Here is a 17,414-nt window from a genome sequence, read left to right as displayed (position 1 = left end):
GCACTCGGCGATCGCGGCGTGACGTGTTTGAGTTCAACGCAATCGGAGCCCCGAGCCGTGAGATTCAACCGCCTTGCCCCGCTGCTCGGGGCGGCTCTTGTGCTGGTCGCCCTTCCCCTGCCGACCCAGGGCCAGGACCGTCCGCTGGCGCTGAAAGGTGCGACCATCGAGACGGTTGGTGAAGCCGGTCGAATCGAATCGGGGGTGATCGTCCTGCACAAGGGGACGATCGAGGCGGTCGGGCCGCTGGACGAGATCACGATTCCCGAAGCGGCACAGGTGATCGACGCATCCGGCCGCACGATCATGCCTGGTCTTGTCGAGCCGGCCCTCTCGGCGCGAGGGTCGCTAAGTGGAAGTTCGGGTACGGTGGTGATTGGAAATCAAGTTGTGATCATGAGTGGTTCCAGTTCGAGCCGGACCCCCTCGTTCTTGCGAGCAGCCGACCTGTTCGACCCCTACCGGACAAACTTTGATCCCTTGCTCCGATCGGGCCTGACGTATCTCGACCTGCTTCCGCCGGACTACGGCCAGACCGCCGTGGTTCGAAACGTGCCGGACGATCCCACCGCTGCCATCCTGGAGCGGGAGGGACGCTTGATGCTTTCCCTCTCCAACAGTACCCCCACGCTGGAACTCCTTCGTAAGAGTCTTCAGGAGGCGAGTCGGTCGGAATCGTCGGAGCGAGGAGGCTCGGGACGTGGCGGTTCCGACTCAGGCGATGCTGGTTCGCAAGGTTCGGGGGCCTCGAACTCATCCCGAGACCTCTGGCGATCCGTGGTCGAAGGGAAGGCACCGCTCATCGTCGATGCCGGGAACGCGGCCTCCATCCTGTATCTTTTGGACGCGGTCAAGCCGCATGAGAAGGTGCAGATCGCGTTGATCGCTTCGGGTCGAGACGTCATGTTGACACTCGATCAGCTGGCGGACCGACCGTCGATCACCCTTGTCTTGCGCCCGACCGTGGACACGATGCCGCAGAATCGTGATCGAATCAATGTGCCTCGAATCGTGAATGAACGGGGCATCAAGTTTGCCTTCACCCAGGGATTCAGCCGGGCTGCACTGCAATCGGGCCAGGATACGCCATTGTTCGATATTGGCTACCTGATCGCCACCGGACTTCCCCGAGATGAAGCCCTCAAAGCACTCACCAGCCGCCCGGCCGAATTGATTGGCATGGGAGACTCGCTCGGTCGGATCGAGGAGGGCAAGTCCGCGTCGCTCCTGATGTTCGACGGCGATCCGTTCGACCCGTACAGCCGCCTTCGTACCGTCATTCTCGAAGGGAAGACCGTCTATGAAACCGATTGAATGGCTTCGCAACCTGATCCCCCTTGTCCTGGTCCTGCTGTCCACGGGGTTCGTGTTTGCCCAGTCCGAGTCGGCGACCGAGTCGGACGACGCAGGCGAGTCCCAAACGTCCGGTCCGGTGCTGGCGATCGTGGGGGGCGACATCGAGACGGTGACACAAGGGACGATTCGGCGTGGGACCATCCTGATCCAGGACGGAAAAATCCAGGAGGTCGGCCAGGAAATTGAGGTGCCTGACAACGCCGAGGTGATCGACGCGGCGGGCAAAGTCATCACGCCCGGATTTATTGCGCTGGAAATGAGTGGCGTGGGGTTGGGGCCGGCGGTGCGCACGAGGTCCATCGGCAGTAGCAACAAGGTGGCCGATGCGCTGGATCCGTTCGATCGAACCATGAAGTTCTGTCTCGGCTCAGGGATCACGGCCGGGGCTGTTCAGGTGGGAAGCTCGTCGGGATTTCGCTTCCGCTTCGAGAGTGGTCCCGGTTCCGAACATCCCGGTCTGGTTGAGCTGACCCTTGAAGATTTGATTGCACTCGTCCGAGAGGGGCAGATCGGTCAAGACGTGCTCGATCATCTGGTCGCTCATGCGTCTGAGCATGGGGATGGTCAGGACGAGTCGCACGACGAATCGCTGGGTCTGTTCGCGGGAGGAGATGGTCCCGGAATGGTTTCACCGTTCGATGATCGATTTTTCAGTGAAATCGACCGATCCGGCGCATGTGCCCATTGCTCGGCCACGGTCATCGAAACGCTTCCTGAACCACTCGCTCCGCCTTCGCCGGTTCGTCCGCGACCGAACAACCACGCCGTTATCAAGCTGGCCTACGGCGAGCTTTCCGGAATGCTCCTGGCCGAAGACCCGTTCTACAGTTTGCCGGCGTCATCGCTGGTCGGCCCGTTTAATCTGTATAGCTGGCGTGAAAACGTCAAGAAAGCTCGCTCGTATCTTGAAGACCTTGCGCAATACGAGGCCGATAAAGAGGCCGGAAAGAAAGACATCAAGGAGCCTCGGAAGCCGGTGGATGACGGTCTGATTCGGCTCGTCAAGAAGGAAATTCCGTTGAGAATCTCTGCGGATTCCGCCGATGGCATCCGAAGCATGGTGGCGCTTGCCCGCGAGTTGGACTATCGCCTCGTCATCGATGGGGGTGCCGAATCGTGGGTGGTTGCCGAGGATCTGGGGAAGGCCGGCGTGCCGGTCGTTCTGACCCCTCGATCACGACGGAGTCCGCAACCGGGGCGGGAGGATTCGACCGGCACGTCCATCGAGACACCAGGCATTCTCCAGAGCGCATCGGTTTCCTTCGCCATCACGCCCCTGTCGAGCGGGGTCAGCCTGAACGGCCTGGCTGGTCGAGACCTGACCAGCCTTCCTTTGGAAGCGGCCTTTGCCGTTCGAGGCGGGGCTTCCGAATCGACCGCCCTGGCCGCGCTAACCATCGTTCCGGCCCGCATCCTGGGGCTTGACGATCGGATCGGCAGCATCGAAACAGGCAAGGATGCGGATCTGCTCGTCCTTGACGGGGCTCCGCTCGATTATCGCACGTATGTCGAAACAGCGATCGTCAATGGCAAGGTTCGGTACAAGCGGGCCGAAGATCGCGTTTATCCGGTCTTCGATCGGAACAGCCGTTGAGTGATGACGACCAGGGTCGCGGAGTCTGTTGCTTGCGACCCTGGTCGAGGTTGGATACCCTCGGAATCGATGTGGCCTTCCACCGATGTTCGAGGTCTTGCCATGCTGTTCCGAGTGCTTGTTTCGTGCTGTGTTGGTCTGCCGGCGTTGCTGGTGGTGCCAGATCCCGCTTCTGCGCAGGAGGATCCGAGGCGGATTCGCAACGGCTGGACCATCCCCGACGAGGGCTATTGCGATCAGCCTTACGTGGTCGTGACCGATCAGGGGCACTGGCTCTGTACGATGACCACCGGTGAGGGTAAGGAGGGGGCGGTCGGTCAGCACATCGTCGCCACCATCAGCCACGACCGAGGCCGGACGTGGTCGGACCTGATTCCGATTGAACCGAGCGACGGGCCGGAAGCCTCGTGGGTCATGCCCTTGAAGGTGCCCAGCGGACGAATCTACGCATTTTACACCTATAACTCGAAGAACCTTCGAGAGGTGCCCTCGAATAGCCCGAACGTGGGACGTCGCGTCGATACCCTGGGGGCCTACGCCTTCAAGTGGAGCGACGATGGCGGCCTGACCTGGTCGGACGATCGCCTGGAGATCCCGATGCGATCCATGCGGATCGATCGAGGGAACACCACCGGTGGCGAGACCCTGTTTTTCTGGGGCGTTGGGAAGCCGATCACCACCGGCGACGCGGCCTATTTCGGGTTCGCCAAGGTGGGCAAGTGGGGTGTTCCCGGAGGTATGGTCGAATCGCAAGGCGTGTTCATGCGAAGCGACAACATCTTGACCGAGCCCGACCCGACCCGCATCCGCTGGGAGCTGCTCCCGGAGGGAGATGAAGGATTGCGGGCTCCGAAAGGTCCCGTGTCCGATGAGGCCAACCTGGTCGCGCTCTCCGACGGTTCGCTGTTCGCCACGTATCGGACCATCGACGGCTACCCATGCCATGCGTATAGCAGAGACGGGGGGCGAACCTGGACCCCGTCCGCCTACATGACGTATGGTCCCGAGGGTCGCCGGGTGAAGCATCCCCGAGCCGCCAATTTTGTGAAGAAGTTTTCGAACGGAAAATATCTCTACTGGTTTCACAATCACGGCGGTGAGCAGGTTCACCGAGACGACTGGAACCCCTATCAGGGGCGGAACCCGGCATGGGTCCTTGGCGGGATCGAGCGTGATGGGTTCATTCACTGGTCCGAGCCTGAAATCTTGCTCTACGACGATGATCCGAATGTTCGCATCAGCTATCCAGATTTCATCGAAGATGGCGGTGACCTTTATGTGACCGAGACGCAAAAAGAAATTGCCCGCGTTCACCGGGTCGATCCGAGTTTGCTCGATGACCTTTGGGGTCAGTTGGACCGCCGCGAGGTCGAGCGCTCGGGTCTAGTTCTCGGCCTGGCCGCCGATCCGATCGCGCCTGGAACCGAGGTGGCCATGCCTCTCCTGCCCGACCTTGGCGATCGAGGCGGGTTCTCCATTGGCCTCTGGGTCCGATTCCGAGAACTGACCGAGGGGCAATCGCTGCTCTACACGCGAGATGATTCCGGCCGCGGGTTGCACCTGTTTACCACTGGGCGATCGACGCTTGGCATCACCCTGAGCGACGGTGAGCACGAGGCCGCCTGGGATAGCGACCCCGGCACCGCGTTCGGCACCTTGAAGGTCGGCGACTGGCAGCACATCGTGGTCACGGTCGATGCCGGACCCCGCATCATCAGCGTGGTTGTGGATGGGATTTTGAATGACGGAGGCGCGATCCGTCAGTACGGCTGGGGACGCTTCCCGCCCGAGCTGGGCAATCTCAACGCTCTCGATCGGGCCACGCTAGCGTCGCGACTCTACGGCGAACTCCGATCGGTCCGGGTCTACGATCGTCCCTTGCGGACCTCCGAGGCCGTCGGGAACTTCCGCGCTGGCGTGCCCGAACCGGCCAATGCCGAGTGATTCTCGGGCGTTCGTATCGGAATCGCCTTGGGGTCGAACCTTGACCGGTCTGATGCCGGGCCGCCTTCGGGAAGGGCTCGCCCGGTATCAGACCGGTGTGAGGGTTGATCGAGGGTCAGGACTTGCGAATCAGTTCCTCGATCTTGGACTTGTACATCGGTTCGCTCATGGTACTGACCCAGGAGACGGAGGGTTCGTATCCTCCTTCGGCGTAGGAGCGTTCGAGCGGGATGTACCAGGGGCCGCCGTCGCCATAGGCGGCCACGGCGAGGGGGACGCCGCCGGCGAGGGATTTCGCGTAGAGCTGGTACTCGACGAACGTCTCGGCGGGCAGATGCAAGACGCTGTTGGCGTTCGTGTCGAGCCGGCCGAGGAGGATCGGCCGCTTCGTTGCCAGACGCATCAGCCAACCGCAGGTCATGGCGTTGCGGTTGCGGTCGACGGTCGAGGCGTTCGGGTCGGCAACGATGGCCTTCAGGCGGTCGAGGTCCAGGTCCTCTCGCGGATTGAACTCGATGGGAACGGTGGTCCAGGAGAGGTGGTCGAGCGGGTGATCCTCGGCCGCGGCGTCGGCGCTCGCCATCGCCTGATAGATGCGTGACGCAAGGATCGGGCGATTCTCAGGTGAACCGTCGTTGTATTTTCCGGCCGTGACGTTTCCGGCCGCGCCGGTGAAGTAGAGGTGAAGCGTTCCTTCCTCATCAGCCGATCGGTTGGCCCGAGCGATCCCGACGAAGTCCGCCGAGACACGACCATCGCCGTAGTAGCTCATCGGGTGGGTCGTGTAATAGTAGAGGCGGGCGACCGGGAACCCCTCGCGATAGAACGAGAGGGATTGCAGCATGGGGTCGATGGTGCCATCGGGGGCGGCGCGGGCGGCAGGATCGCGGGTGGAACTGGTCCGGGTGTAGAGAATTTTCCCGTCGGGGCCAATGACCCGCCGATTGCAGGCGACCTGAGTGACCTCGGCAGAGCCGACCCCGATCCGGTCGACCGGCACGGCCGAGCGCACGGCCTCGGCGACGGCTTCCGCCGATTGCGCCATCAAGTCCGCGACGAACGGTTCATCAAAGAGGAGGCGGTCGGCCCCAGCCTCCCGGAGCAGGCGGTTCCCCTCGTGGTCGATAAAGGGGGCATTGTGCTGATGGACACAGTGCAAGGCGACGCGGTCGGGGGTGGTGCCGGCCGCCTCGGCCAGTTGCTCGGTCCAGAGACGGTGCGACTCGTTCATCACGCCGGTCCAGTCGAGCGAGGCGATGACAATCGGGTCGTCCGCGCCGAGGATGACGATCCCTCGGAGGCGAAGCGGGTCGTCCTGGCCCACGACCGGGGTGATCCACCCTCCGCAGAGGGAGTGGTTCATCGGGGGAGAGGCGTCGATGTCGAAGGTGCCGAGGCGAAGATCGGTTTGCACGGGGGGGCTCCCGGGGCTGAGGATTTCATCGGACGATGGCAAATGGTGGATTCGGAATTGCCAGGCGTCCAGAGGTTCGTGACGATCGCCATTTCGTGATCCGCCCCGCCCGCCTGAGAGGGGACGATCCCGATGCCGATGGTTGCTATCGCAAAATCATCATCATGCGAGGCGTTCGCCATTCCATGATGGTTTGCTCGTCGAACAACGGGTTCGATCGGGCTGAGGCGGAAAGACCGAACAGGCTTCCCAGGCTGATCGGTTTGCTGTATCGAATGACCCGAGGCGCGTCGAGCTTGGCGCGGGAGGTCGCCTCGGTGATGGCGTCTTCCTGGTAGCCGAGGCGGTCAATCAGGCCGATCGCCAGGGCCTCGTCGGCCGAGTAAATTTTGCCGTCGGCCACCGCTCGGGCTTCGTCCATCGAGAGGTCTCGGCCCTGAGCAACGATGCGCAGGAAGCGGGTGTAGGTGTCGTCCACCAGTTCTTGAAAGCGGGCGAGGTCACGTTCTTCGAGCGGTTGAAAGGGTGAACCCATGTTCTTCCACTCGCCCGCGGTGATCGACTGGAACTGCACGCCCACCTTGTCGAGCAGGTCGGAGGCGTTCGGCAGCTCGATCAGCACGCCGATCGAGCCGGTGGTGGTAGTCGGTTCGGCGATGATCTCGTCGGCCGCCGCCGAGACGTAATAGCCTCCCGAGGCCGCCAGCCCTCCCATCGAGACGATCACTGGCTTGCCCGTCTTCTTGAGCAAGGCCACCTCACGCCAGATCTGGTCGGAGCCGGTCACGGTTCCCCCGGGGGAATCGACCCGAAGGACGACGGCCTTCACGCGCTGGTCGTTGCGGGCCTGGCGGACCTGTTCGACCGCAAAATCGACGGTATTGAGCGCAATCGGCCCTTCCACCCGCACGACGGCAATCTTGTCGGCGGTCGGACTGAGCGACCCGCCGACGTACTGTTCCTCCAGTGGATCGGGCCGAAGCCCCGCCGTGCGTTGCGACAGGAGCGTGAAGTTGATCAGGACCGAGATGATCAGGACCGGCCAGAACAGGCGACGGAACCAGCCGTTGCGCTCGCGACGTTCCAGGACGATCGTCTGGCCAGGAGGGGGAGGAGGAGGGGCATTGGACGAATGATAGCTCATCTCGTGATTCTCGAATGGGATGAGAACGGGCTTCCTGGAGATCTCCTGTCGGAAGAACCCCAGTGTACCCCGATCCCCTGGCGAGTCGGAAGGGATCGGGGCATGGCGGGTAGTCGAGCGGTTCAGGCAGAGCCGGGGCTAAAATCGAGTTGAGGGGCATCGTGAACATCAACCGGTGCATGGAAGTACGATGCCTCGGTGAACCGGAACAGCGAGGCGAGCAGAACTTCCGGAATGTGGGCGATCCGCGTGTTATAGCGTTCCACGGCGTCGTTGTACCCCTGGCGCATCAGGGCGATCTCGTTTTCGAGCAGGGTCAAGCGGCGCATCAGGTCGCCGGTAAGCTGATCCCCTTTGAGGTTCGGAGCGGCCTCTCGGAGGCCGATGATCCGGTCGAGCAGCGATCGCTCGGCGGTGAGCATCTCGGTCGCGTGGGTCAGGTCGAGCATGGCCCCGCCGCCGTAGGCTTGCCGCATCAGGGCGAGGTCTTCCTGGGCTCCACGTTCATGAGACAGATAGCCCTGAACGACCTGTTGAAGGTTCGGCACCAGATCGGCCCGCTTCTTGAGCGAAACCTCGATGTTGTGCCAGGCGCGGCGGACTCGGTTGCGGAGAAACACCAGATCGTTGAACAGCAAGATCGTCACGGCAAGCACAAAGTAGCCAATCGCGACGAGCGTGGCCGCGAGGAAGTCGGTTGCCTGAAACGAGCCGAGCAGGCCAAACAGCAGGAGGGTCGGCAAGATCAAGGCATCAACGGCCGCCGTGATCCAGAACTGCCCGACCCTGGCCTTGCGGTGCATCAAGGTCGACTCGGAATAGTTACTCAGCACGTAAGGCAGCGAGCGGTCGTCGCCGCGTTCGAGGCGCAAGGAAGCCATTTCCTCGGGCTCAATCGTCGCCGTGCCCAGGGCGTAAAGCGGGTCGCCAATTTCGAGCCGTGTTTCGCTGTAGCGCAGCTTGCCCGATCGGCGGGAATCATGGTGACGGGTCAGAATCTCGGCCCCTTCCGGAAGAACGAGCAGGCAGCCGTGGTCATCCTGGCAGAGAAAAGCTATCTGTTCCTTCCGTTCCTCGATCGTCACCCATTTGGCATTTTTCCCGCTGCCGCGACGCTCCTGAACCGTGTAATGAAACTGGGCGCACGGACGCTCTGAGAGCGGCCCTGAAAGCGTCTTGCCTTCTTCGGTTGGGACGATGGTGCCCATGATTTCGGTGAAGCCGACGGCCACCCCGGAGGTCGGGCAGGTCGGAACGTTTTCAATGTATCGCTTTTCTTTGATTTTTTTCAGGCCGAACCAGGAGCCGACCAGAGCGATCACCAGGGCGACCGGCCCGGCGATCCCGGCCAGGCCGGGGCTGAGGCGGGCGACCTCGAACTCGCGGTCCAGCTGTGCGAGAGTCGCCTGATCGGGTTCCGGCAGGGGGATGAGCGGCTCGCGGTGAACTCCCCAGAAGGGAGCGAGCACGCGTTCCGGGAAGCGTTCGCGGATGGCATTGGTTCGCAAGACGGTGCGGGCCAGGTCGATCCGGAGCCGGGTCAGGCGTCGTCGTTCGCGATCATCGAGCGAGGCGAACGCCGACGAATCATCGAAGCGGCCCAGGCTCGACCAGTCACCATCCCAGGGAATTCTGTGGCGCTGGAGCAGATCGCCCACCGCCTCCCGAGCCGAGGTGCGGACCCGATGCAGCCGGTTTCGTGCCCCGCTCAGGTCGTCGTGCATCATCCGAAGGCCGCAGTAGGTCAGGCCGCAGATCATGAGCATGGCGATCAGGGCCAGGTAAATCGGCGTTTGGTGAAGCCGGACCAACCAGCACGCGAAGAAGACCGAGAAGGACAGTGACGACAGGGCCATCCAGGACAGGAAGACCGCGCCGACGGCCATCGAGCGGCGTTCGGCCACCTCGTCGCTCTCGGAGATCATCGGCGTGTAGTGTCCCGGCTCGGTAAAGCCGACCGAGCCGCGACCTTCGGCATCGACCTGGGCGAATCCGAACAGAAACACGCGCTGGCCGGGCTCGATTCGCCATTCCCGGTAGCGGAGGTCGCCCACGGTTTCCGTAAAATCGCGGTTGCTGGTGTGGAAGTGGTCGGCCTCAGCCGGTCGAATGGTCATTGACCCCGAATCGTCCACGAGTTGAAAGGTGGGGGCCCATTCGTCTCGGGTTTCGATGGTGCTCCACTTGGTGTTTCCGTCGGAATCCTTGGTTTTCTTCTCGACGGTGTAGTGGAAGTAAAGGCAAGGCGTATTGGTTCGCGGGGCGATGACCACTCCCGCGGCCGGGTCCACTTCCGCCCGGCCGACCAGATTGATCTCGCCTGTCAGGGCCGCGGTGACTTCGGTGCGGGGAACGCGCTCCAGGTCGCGTTGACGACGGATCTGGTCGATCCCGAACGAACTGAAGATGCCGGCCCCGATCGTCAGGCCGATCACCGCGGCGCCGAGCAAGAGCCGGCTCAGCCAGCTCCCGTCTGAATCGCTTCCGGATTTGGGTTCGGCATTCGAGCCGAGCAATCTGCCGCCGAATCGCCAGATCAAGACCCCGACCATCACACTCACCACGAGGATCGGCAGCAGCCTTTCGAGCATCGTATCCATGATTGGTTCCGGCTCCGGAAGGAAGATCCCCTGGAATCGAGGGAAACCGTTCGGCATGACGCGGCATCGCGGACCACGCCCTTCGTCTCAGGGCATTCGATTCGAGGGATCAAACATTGGTTCGTTCCTTTTCGTTGTGCGTCGTCCGCTGAGAGAACCCTCCCAATCCGAGGGGAACGCCGGATCGGGATGAGGGTTGCGGAGCGTTGACGAGGCCCGGTCGTCGATCGCAAGATGAACGCCCCTGGCCGTCGAACTGCCTCGATTCCTCGAAGGAGGGCCGCGCATGGGTCCGTTCGCCGTTCTTTTTCCGGCCGCTGGGCAGTCCCGGCGCTTCGGAGATGCGACCCGGAAAAAAGTGGACCACGAGATCGACGGCCGGCCTGTCTGGCGCTGGGCGGTCGAGCCGTTCGCTCGTCGCGACGACGTGGCACAGCGTATCCTGGCCGTCGCTCCCGAGGACCGCGAGCGGTTCGAAAACCGCTACCGGGCCGACCTGGCGGAACTGGGCATCACCCTGGTCGAAGGCGGGGCCGAGCGGTTTGATACGGTGGCGCTGTGTCTGGATCGGATCGACCCTGCCTGCGAATTCGTCGCCGTGCATGACGCGGCCCGACCGTTCCCGACCCGAGCGGTCATCGACCGTGTCTTCGAGGCGGCCCGAACGTACGGCGCGGCCTTGCCCGGTCTTCCGGTTTCCGACACCTTGAAGCGGGCCGGAGACGACGGGGTGATCACGGAAACCGTCTCCCGAGACGGCCTTTTTGCCGTGCAAACGCCGCAGGCCTTCCGGCTCGACCTGCTCCGCCAGGCCCACGCCAACCGAACCAACCTTTCGGTGCCCGTGACCGACGACGCCCAGCTTGTCGAGGCGATCGGCCATGCGTGCCGGATCGTCCCCGGATCGCCCTGGAATCTCAAGATCACCAGGAGAGAGGATCTGCCGTTGGCCGAGGCCATTTTCCGAGGGTTGCTCCGGGACTCCGAGGGGTGAGCCTTCTGCTTCGGAAACCGCCCCCAGCACGATCTGGAGGAACGGCTCGATCGCCTCGGCCCAGGCCAGATAGGCCGATCGGCTGAGGTGCAGGTAATCCGGAAACTGGGCGCTGGGCACCAGGCCGTTCTCGCCGAGCAGGGCCGACCCGAAGTCGATGAACCCGACTCGGGGCAACCGGGCGAGTGGCGCGATCAGGCGGTTGACCTCGGCCACGTCCGGATGGGCTCGGTCGTGCGTCGGCGGCGAGGAAAGCGTCGGCGAGAGCCCTCGGGGCGTCAGCGCCATCAGCAGAATCACCGATCGGGGCAGGCGGCGGCGGATTTCCGAGACGACCGTGGCGATGCCGTCGGCGATCACCTCCGGAGGGTCGAGTCCGATGTTGTTCGTGCCGATCATCAGGACGACGACGCTCGGATCGAGCTGGCCTGAAAGCTCGCCGTGCCGGATGCGCCAGAGCAGGTGCTCAATCCGATCGCTGCCGATACCGAAGTTGGCCGCGCGTCGGGGGGCGAATCGTGCTTGCCAGAGATCCAGCCCGTCTCCTTCGAACGGGTTTCGGCCCTGGCCGAGCCACCCTCGGGTGATCGAGTCTCCCAGAAAAAGCAGGTCGATTTGCCCTCTCATCGCCTGATCGACCATCAGCGAGTGCTGGTCGAGCCATCCCGGTAGCTCGGGCCGAGGGATGGGCCGCGTCGGAGATCGCCGCGCCGGTTCCCGACCGGCCAGAGCGGCGAAGTGAGCGACGAGCATTCCGGCAATGACGCTCGGAACCGCGAGAAGGATCAAGAGGCGTCGGATGGCTCGAAAACGGGTCATCGCGTGATCGTAGAACGAGATCGGGAAGGCGTCAATCGGACGAAGACCGCCCCTCGGGAGGAGCGGGATCGTCTCCTTCCCCCAGCGTCCAGGGCTGGCCGAAGTGCTCCTGAAAGCAAAGCTCGGCCAGCGGAAGGCACGGCGGCGTGGGAGGATCGTCGATCGGATAGCCCAGGGCGATGACGGCGCAGAGGGTGTGATCGTTGGGAATCCCGAACGTTTGGCCGATCAACGTAGCGTCGAAGCGGTCGATCGGCGCGGTGGCGAGGCCGAGTTCCGGCGCGGCGATCATCAGGGTGGTCGCGGCGGCCTGGGCGTGCCGACAGGCCCAGACGCCGAGATCGGGCTCGGCGGCGAGGTCGCGGCGGACCTCAGCGTTCATCCGGCCAAGATCCTCGGCGGAGAGCGGCGCAGCCGCGGCCAACTGCTCTCGGATTGCCTCCCAGTGGCTTTGGTGCGGGTGGTGGTAGCCGAGGACGAGAATCGCCACCGGAGCCTCAAACAACCGGGGATGATGAAACGCGGCGCGGTGGAGCCGATTGCGGTTGTTCCGATCGCGGAGGACGAGGAACCGCCAGGGCTGGAGATGGTGCGGTGAGTGGGCCCGGCTTGCCAGGTGGAGCAAGCGTGCCAGCACCGTGTCGGGCACGAGGCGATCGGGGTCGAACCGGACGAAGGATTGGCGGCGTTGGATGGCCTCGGCAGCGGTCATGAGCGGTGGTCCTCAGCGGCGAGGGGGAGCGGGTCGATCTCAGGGGGCTCTGCACGGCGGGCGGTGCTGGCGTCGGGCCTTCGGGTGACGTAAGATCCGGCATTCTTGCCGGAGTGGTCCTCAGCCGGATCGAATCGGATCGGACCAAGGCCGGCCAAGGCTCGTGTTCTCTCCCCTCTTTGGACGCTGACAATCGAGGTACGATGACCATGCTTCGCACCTGCTGCGCGGCGGCAACGCTCGCCCTGCTTGTTCCCCTGGTGGCCTGCGCGGCCGAGCCGAAGGCCGAGGAGTGGACCTCGCTGTTCGATGGAGAAACCCTCAGCGGTTGGGAGATGATCAAGCTTCGTCCCGACGGCGATTGCAGCTGGACGGTCGAGGATGGCCTTCTCGTCGGCCGGGGCGATCCGTCGATGCTCTTTAGCCCCAAGGGGGATTACACCAACTTCCGCTTCCGCGCCGAGATCAAGATTAACGACGGCGGCAACTCGGGCATGTACTTCCGATCGGAAAAAGGCCCGACCTTCTCCGGCGGCTACGAAGCCCAGATTAACAGCACCCACGGCGACCCGATCAAGACCGGATCGATCTACACTCGTGTTCACGTCTACGAGGAACTCGTGCCGCCCGACACCTGGTTCACCCAGGAAGTCGAGGTGGTCGACAAGGAATACCGCGGCAAGGTCGTGACGTCGATCACCGTGAAGGTCAACGATAAGGTCCTGTACGAACTGCTCGACTACGACCGTCAGTACACACAAGGGCACTTCGCCTTCCAGGGGCACGACCCCGGCAGCGTCGTCTCGCTGCGCAAGATTGAGGTCATGGAACTGCCCTGATTCCACCTGGCGACGATTGCCAGAACCCCGGCGCGCTGCTCCCAATCCATAAGGGTGGAGCATCGCGCCGGGATCGTCCTTCCCATCCTCAAGACGTTGCTGCCCCTCTCCCGGCATTCTCCTTTCCTTCCTGTCCTCGGGCCGGATTGCCCCGGTCTGATCACTCGCACGTCGAACGCCCGCATCTTCGACCGGGCCACTCCGAGAGGTGGAATTCACGATGGAACCCCTGCTGGACACGTTGAATGCCCTGAATGATGTTATTTGGCATGAATACGTCCTGTTCTTTTTGCTCGCGGTGGGAGTGCTGTTTACGATCTGGAGCGGAGTGTCGCAGGTCCGCGCGTTGACGCACGGCACCCCGGTGATTCTTGGTAAGTACGACGACAAGGGTGATCCCGGGGCAATTAATCACTTTCAGGCACTTTCGGCCGCGCTTTCGGCGACGGTCGGTCTGGGGAACATTGCCGGGGTCGCCCTGGCCATCGCGCTCGGGGGGCCGGGGGCGGTCTTCTGGATGTGGATGGTCGGCCTGGTTGGCATGGCCCTGAAGACGACCGAAGTGACCCTGTCGATGCTCTACCGCAATACCGACGACCCCGAGAACCCGCATGGCGGGCCGATGTGGGTGGTCAAGCAGGGGTTCTCGGCGATGGGTCCGAAGCTGGCCCCGGTCGGATCGGTCATCGGTGGGATTTTCTGCATCACCTTGCTCATCTCGACCATCACCGGCGGCAACATGTTCCAGGCCTGGAATGTCGGCATCGTGACCGAGAAGGATTTCGGCGTCCCGCAAATTCTCAGCGGAATCGTCATGGCCCTGATCGTCGGCGTGGTCATTATCGGCGGCATCAAGCGGATTGGCGCGGTCGCCGGCCGATTGGTCCCCTTCATGTGCGGTATCTATCTGCTGGCGGCCTTTTATGTGATCGCGGTGAACATCACCGAGGTCCCCGCAATGCTCGCCCTGATCGTCCGCACGGCCTTCAACCCCCTGGAGGCGCAGGGGGCGTTTGTGGGAGGGACGTTCGGCTATGCCCTGGTCTGGGGGATGAAGCGGGCCTTGTTCTCTAGCGAGGCCGGCCAGGGGTCCTCTCCCATCGCCCACTCGGCCGCCAAGACCGACGAGCCGGTCCGCGAAGGGGTGGTCGCGGGGCTCGAACCGTTTATCGACACGATTGTCGTCTGCACCCTCACCGCCCTGGTCCTTCTGCTCACCGGCGCCTGGAATCGTGAGCCGAACGCGACCTTTGACGAGGCCCCCCGCATCGTCCAGGGCGAGCAACTGGATCAGTGGCGCGTCGAGACCGGGCCGTTGCCCGAATCAAGCCGAGACGGCTGGCAGACCGGCACCGACATGGTCTTCCTCGTCGTCCAGGCCGACGAGAACCGCCTGACCGGCGGTACCTCGCGCCGGGTGATGGGGAACGTCACGTTCGATGCCGAGCAGAACCGCCACGTCGTCTCCTGGTCCGACATCGTCAGCCTGGTCGAACCCCGGATTGAACCGCTGTCCGAAGGGGGCTTTGGCGTCTACCGCGACTACCCCGGCGCGGCTCTGACGAGCCACGCCTTTAACCGGGTCCAACCGGGGCTGGGCAAGTGGCTGGTGACGATCGCTTCGTGGCTCTTCGCCATCTCGACGATGATCTCGTGGAGCTACTACGGCGAGCAAGGAATGATCTACCTGCTTGGCTCCCGCAGCGTCCTGCCGTACAAGTTTGTCTACTGCCTGTTGATCGTCGCCGCCTGCGTGCCCGGCTTCATCACAACCGACGTGGCCCTCGACACCATTTCCAGCTTCGGCACCGGCGTGATGCTCTGGGCGAACATCCCGATCATGCTCATCTTCGGCCGCCAGGCCATGAACGCCTATCACGACTACTTCCGCCGCTTCAAGGCCGGCGAGATGGACCCTCCCCACGCCGCGCCCTCGATCACCGACGTGGTCGAAGGCCGAGACGTGCAGTAAGCTCGTCGTTCTTCAACGAACACGGCCCCGATCACCGATTCGCCGGTGATCGGGGCCGATTGCGTTTGATTCCCTGCGATCCGATCCCTCCGGATCAGCCGTCGTTCTCCTCCTCGGGCTTGAACGTCGGCGTGTGGTCGGGGTCGTGGTCGGGCTCGGTGAACTGCTTCGAGGTCAACAGCTTGGCGAAGCAGTAGGCGGTCATGCCCAGGACGACCGTCCAGACGATCCCCATGAAGATCCAGGCCGATGGGGTCATGCCGGTGGTGTTCATGACGGGGTTCCCCCTTTGCCCTTGCGACGCCAGGCGATCGCCACCAGGATCGAGAATAAGGCGAAGATGGCCAGCAGGCCGATCCGGTCGTACGTGCGAACCGTCCGCAGGTTCTCGTAGTAGGTGACGACCTCGGGCGAGGCGTCCTCGGGAGTGACCAGATCCTTGTGCAGGATCTTGCCGATCACACTGTCACCGGCCCATTCCCAGGTCGGCACCCCCTGGCCCGAGCCGATCGACCCGAAGAAGCCGTCCCAGCCGACGCTCGGCTTGAAGATCGCCGCCAGCAGGATGACGATGATGAACGTCGGCGTCACATATTTCATGATGTAGAAGAAGGCCCGCGGCACCTTCAGCTCGGCCCCTCGGGTCAGCTCCTCCCACCCTTTGTCGATGCCGAAGGCCCAGGCGAAGAGGATCACCTCCATCAGGGCGAAGACGACCAGGGCGAACGTGCCGACCCAGAAGTCGAAGTCGCTGAAGACCCCCTGCTCGTGGATCATCGCCACCGGCACGGCCAGGAAGAGCAGCATCCCCATCAAGGCCCACGACGCCTTGACCCGGCTCAGCTTGAACTCGTCTTCCAGGAAGGCCATCACCGGCTGTCCCATCGCCAGCGAACTGGTAATCGCCGCCAGGAACAGCAGCCCGAACCAGAGGAACCCGGCCAGCGGCGCGAATTGCGGTCCCCAGTTGTTGAACAAGGTCGGCAAGGTGAAGAAGGCCAGGCCGAAGCCCGAGCCCCCGGCCACGCTATCCTTGACCCCCTGCAGACCGAGGTAGCTGACGGCGATCGGCAGGAGCAAAGCGCTTCCGATCACCACCTCGCACATCTGGTTTGTCCAGGCGGTTGTTGCGCCGGTCAGGGCCACGTCGTCCTTCTTGCGCAGGTACGACGCATAGCAATGGATCGATCCCATGCCGATCGACAGGGTGAAGAAGATCTGCCCCGCCGCCGCCAGCCAGACCGCCGGGTTGGCGATCTGCGTGAAGTCGGGCACGCTCCAGATGTAGTTCAGGCCGACCCAGGGGCTCTCCTTTACGGCCTCGTCGGCCAGCGGGTCGCTCATCAACCCTCGTACGGCCAGCACGACGCCAAACAGGAGCAAGAGGGGCATCGCCACCTTGGCCACCACCTCGATCCCGCCCGACACCCCTCGCGAGAGGATGAAGATATTGATGCCGATGCAAATGGCGAACATCACCAGGCCAGGGATGCTGAACGCAAAAAGCTGGTTGTCGCTCTGCCCGGTGATCCGGCCGAAGAAGCTCGCCGGCTCATCGGCCCCGAAGCCTCCCAGCAACGAGTAGATCGCGTACGAGAGGCACCACGACTCGATATACAGGTAATACGACGCGATCCCGAGGCACGTCAGCAGGCCGAGCACCCCCAGGTACTTCCAGGCCCGGCTCTTGCCCATCGACTGAAAGATGCCCGGCGTCGAGTGGTGGCCGAGGCTCCCGCCGTACCGGCCCATCGTCCACTCAATCCACATCAACGGAATCCCCATGACGAGCAGGGCCACGAGGTACGGAATCATGAACGCCCCGCCGCCGTTCTGGGCGGCCTGGGCCGGAAATCGCAAGAAGTTTCCGAGCCCCACGGCGTTGCCGGCCATCGCCAGCACCAGGCCGATCCGAGAGGCCCAACGCTCATGTTTTCCCATGCATCCCCCTTCGGCCAACCCGTGCCTGCTCCATGCAATCCCTGACCAGATCGGACTCTATAGCAGATCCCTCCCCAACCTGCCA

The 17,414-nt window shown here is 63.4% G+C and carries 12 protein-coding genes and 1 pseudogene; 6 read left to right on the top strand and 7 right to left on the bottom strand.

What is annotated here, in order from left to right:
• The first annotated feature begins 57 nt into the window (after positions 1 to 57).
• The 3 genes from GA615_RS12005 to GA615_RS11995 all read left to right on the top strand — a co-directional run bounded on the left by GA615_RS12005 (position 58) and on the right by GA615_RS11995 (position 4,894).
• On the top strand, positions 58 to 1,314 hold the full coding sequence (locus GA615_RS12005; RefSeq protein WP_152051534.1) for an amidohydrolase family protein: 1,257 nt from the start codon (positions 58 to 60) through the stop codon (positions 1,312 to 1,314).
• Positions 1,301 to 2,950 (top strand): amidohydrolase family protein, encoded by a 1,650-nt coding sequence (locus GA615_RS12000; protein WP_152051533.1) that lies wholly within the window; start codon positions 1,301 to 1,303, stop codon positions 2,948 to 2,950. Before GA615_RS12005 ends, GA615_RS12000 begins: the two co-directional genes overlap by 14 nt.
• Positions 2,951 to 3,052: 102 nt before the next feature.
• Positions 3,053 to 4,894, top strand: a complete 1,842-nt coding sequence (locus GA615_RS11995; protein ID WP_235905367.1) for an exo-alpha-sialidase — start codon at positions 3,053 to 3,055, stop codon at positions 4,892 to 4,894.
• A gap of 115 nt (positions 4,895 to 5,009) precedes the next feature.
• Here GA615_RS11995 and GA615_RS11990 read toward each other — a convergent pair whose 3' ends face one another.
• The 3 genes from GA615_RS11990 to GA615_RS11980 form a co-directional block, all read right to left on the bottom strand.
• The gene (locus GA615_RS11990) at positions 5,010 to 6,308 is read right to left on the bottom strand and encodes a hypothetical protein (protein ID WP_235905365.1); all 1,299 of its coding nucleotides are present in this window, start codon (positions 6,306 to 6,308) and stop codon (positions 5,010 to 5,012) included.
• Positions 6,309 to 6,453: 145 nt separating this feature from the next.
• Entirely contained in the window at positions 6,454 to 7,452 is a 999-nt protein-coding gene (gene sppA, locus GA615_RS11985) for a signal peptide peptidase SppA (protein ID WP_152051531.1), read from the bottom strand.
• A 122-nt stretch (positions 7,453 to 7,574) separates the two neighbouring features.
• On the bottom strand, positions 7,575 to 10,109 hold the full coding sequence (locus tag GA615_RS11980) for a LemA family protein (RefSeq protein ID WP_152051530.1): 2,535 nt from the start codon (positions 10,107 to 10,109) through the stop codon (positions 7,575 to 7,577).
• Positions 10,110 to 10,338: 229 nt separating this feature from the next.
• Here GA615_RS11980 and ispD point away from each other — a divergent pair, with 229 nt between their 5' ends.
• The gene (ispD, locus tag GA615_RS27430) at positions 10,339 to 11,046 is read left to right on the top strand and encodes a 2-C-methyl-D-erythritol 4-phosphate cytidylyltransferase (protein WP_161602301.1); all 708 of its coding nucleotides are present in this window, start codon (positions 10,339 to 10,341) and stop codon (positions 11,044 to 11,046) included.
• A 60-nt stretch (positions 11,047 to 11,106) separates the two neighbouring features.
• Here ispD and GA615_RS28155 read toward each other — a convergent pair.
• Positions 11,107 to 11,673 (bottom strand): annotated as a pseudogene (locus GA615_RS28155) (GDSL-type esterase/lipase family protein); the annotation flags it as partial.
• A 223-nt stretch (positions 11,674 to 11,896) separates the two neighbouring features.
• On the bottom strand, positions 11,897 to 12,577 hold the full coding sequence (locus GA615_RS11970) for a nitroreductase family protein (protein WP_152051528.1): 681 nt from the start codon (positions 12,575 to 12,577) through the stop codon (positions 11,897 to 11,899).
• A gap of 203 nt (positions 12,578 to 12,780) precedes the next feature.
• Here GA615_RS11970 and GA615_RS11965 point away from each other — a divergent pair, with 203 nt between their 5' ends.
• Positions 12,781 to 13,416: a 3-keto-disaccharide hydrolase gene (locus GA615_RS11965; protein WP_152051527.1), complete on the top strand. Its 636-nt coding sequence runs from the start codon at positions 12,781 to 12,783 to the stop codon at positions 13,414 to 13,416.
• Between the two features lie 220 nt (positions 13,417 to 13,636).
• Positions 13,637 to 15,388 carry an alanine/glycine:cation symporter family protein gene (locus GA615_RS11960; protein ID WP_152051526.1) on the top strand — a complete coding sequence of 584 codons (1,752 nt, stop codon included), beginning with the start codon at positions 13,637 to 13,639 and terminating at the stop codon, positions 15,386 to 15,388.
• A gap of 94 nt (positions 15,389 to 15,482) precedes the next feature.
• Here GA615_RS11960 and GA615_RS11955 read toward each other — a convergent pair whose 3' ends face one another.
• A complete protein-coding gene (locus GA615_RS11955; RefSeq protein ID WP_152051525.1) occupies positions 15,483 to 15,662 on the bottom strand; it encodes a hypothetical protein in 180 nt (59 codons plus the stop codon).
• Positions 15,659 to 17,329 (bottom strand): sodium-dependent transporter, encoded by a 1,671-nt coding sequence (locus GA615_RS11950; protein ID WP_152051524.1) that lies wholly within the window; start codon positions 17,327 to 17,329, stop codon positions 15,659 to 15,661. The genes GA615_RS11955 and GA615_RS11950 overlap by 4 nt, the downstream gene beginning before the upstream one ends.
• Between the last annotated feature and the right edge of the window lie 85 nt (positions 17,330 to 17,414).

The organism is Tautonia marina (assembly GCF_009177065.1).
GTDB lineage: Bacteria > Planctomycetota > Planctomycetia > Isosphaerales > Isosphaeraceae > Tautonia > Tautonia marina.
This window is presented reverse-complemented; position numbering and strand designations above follow the sequence as displayed.

Excerpts from the sequence above, each read along its gene's own strand:
- GA615_RS12000 (WP_152051533.1), top strand. The coding sequence starts at position 1,301 with ATGAAACCGATTGAATGGCTTCGCAACCTGATCCCCCTTGTCCTGGTC.
- GA615_RS11995 (WP_235905367.1), top strand. The coding sequence starts at position 3,053 with ATGCTGTTCCGAGTGCTTGTTTCGTGCTGTGTTGGTCTGCCGGCGTTG.
- sppA (WP_152051531.1), bottom strand. The coding sequence starts at position 7,452 with ATGAGCTATCATTCGTCCAATGCCCCTCCTCCTCCCCCTCCTGGCCAG.
- GA615_RS11980 (WP_152051530.1), bottom strand. The coding sequence starts at position 10,109 with ATGCCGAACGGTTTCCCTCGATTCCAGGGGATCTTCCTTCCGGAGCCG.
- ispD (WP_161602301.1), top strand. The coding sequence starts at position 10,339 with ATGGGTCCGTTCGCCGTTCTTTTTCCGGCCGCTGGGCAGTCCCGGCGC.
- GA615_RS11970 (WP_152051528.1), bottom strand. The coding sequence starts at position 12,577 with ATGACCGCTGCCGAGGCCATCCAACGCCGCCAATCCTTCGTCCGGTTC.
- GA615_RS11965 (WP_152051527.1), top strand. The coding sequence starts at position 12,781 with ATGACCATGCTTCGCACCTGCTGCGCGGCGGCAACGCTCGCCCTGCTT.
- GA615_RS11960 (WP_152051526.1), top strand. The coding sequence starts at position 13,637 with ATGGAACCCCTGCTGGACACGTTGAATGCCCTGAATGATGTTATTTGG.
- GA615_RS11955 (WP_152051525.1), bottom strand. The coding sequence starts at position 15,662 with ATGAACACCACCGGCATGACCCCATCGGCCTGGATCTTCATGGGGATC.
- GA615_RS11950 (WP_152051524.1), bottom strand. The coding sequence starts at position 17,329 with ATGGGAAAACATGAGCGTTGGGCCTCTCGGATCGGCCTGGTGCTGGCG.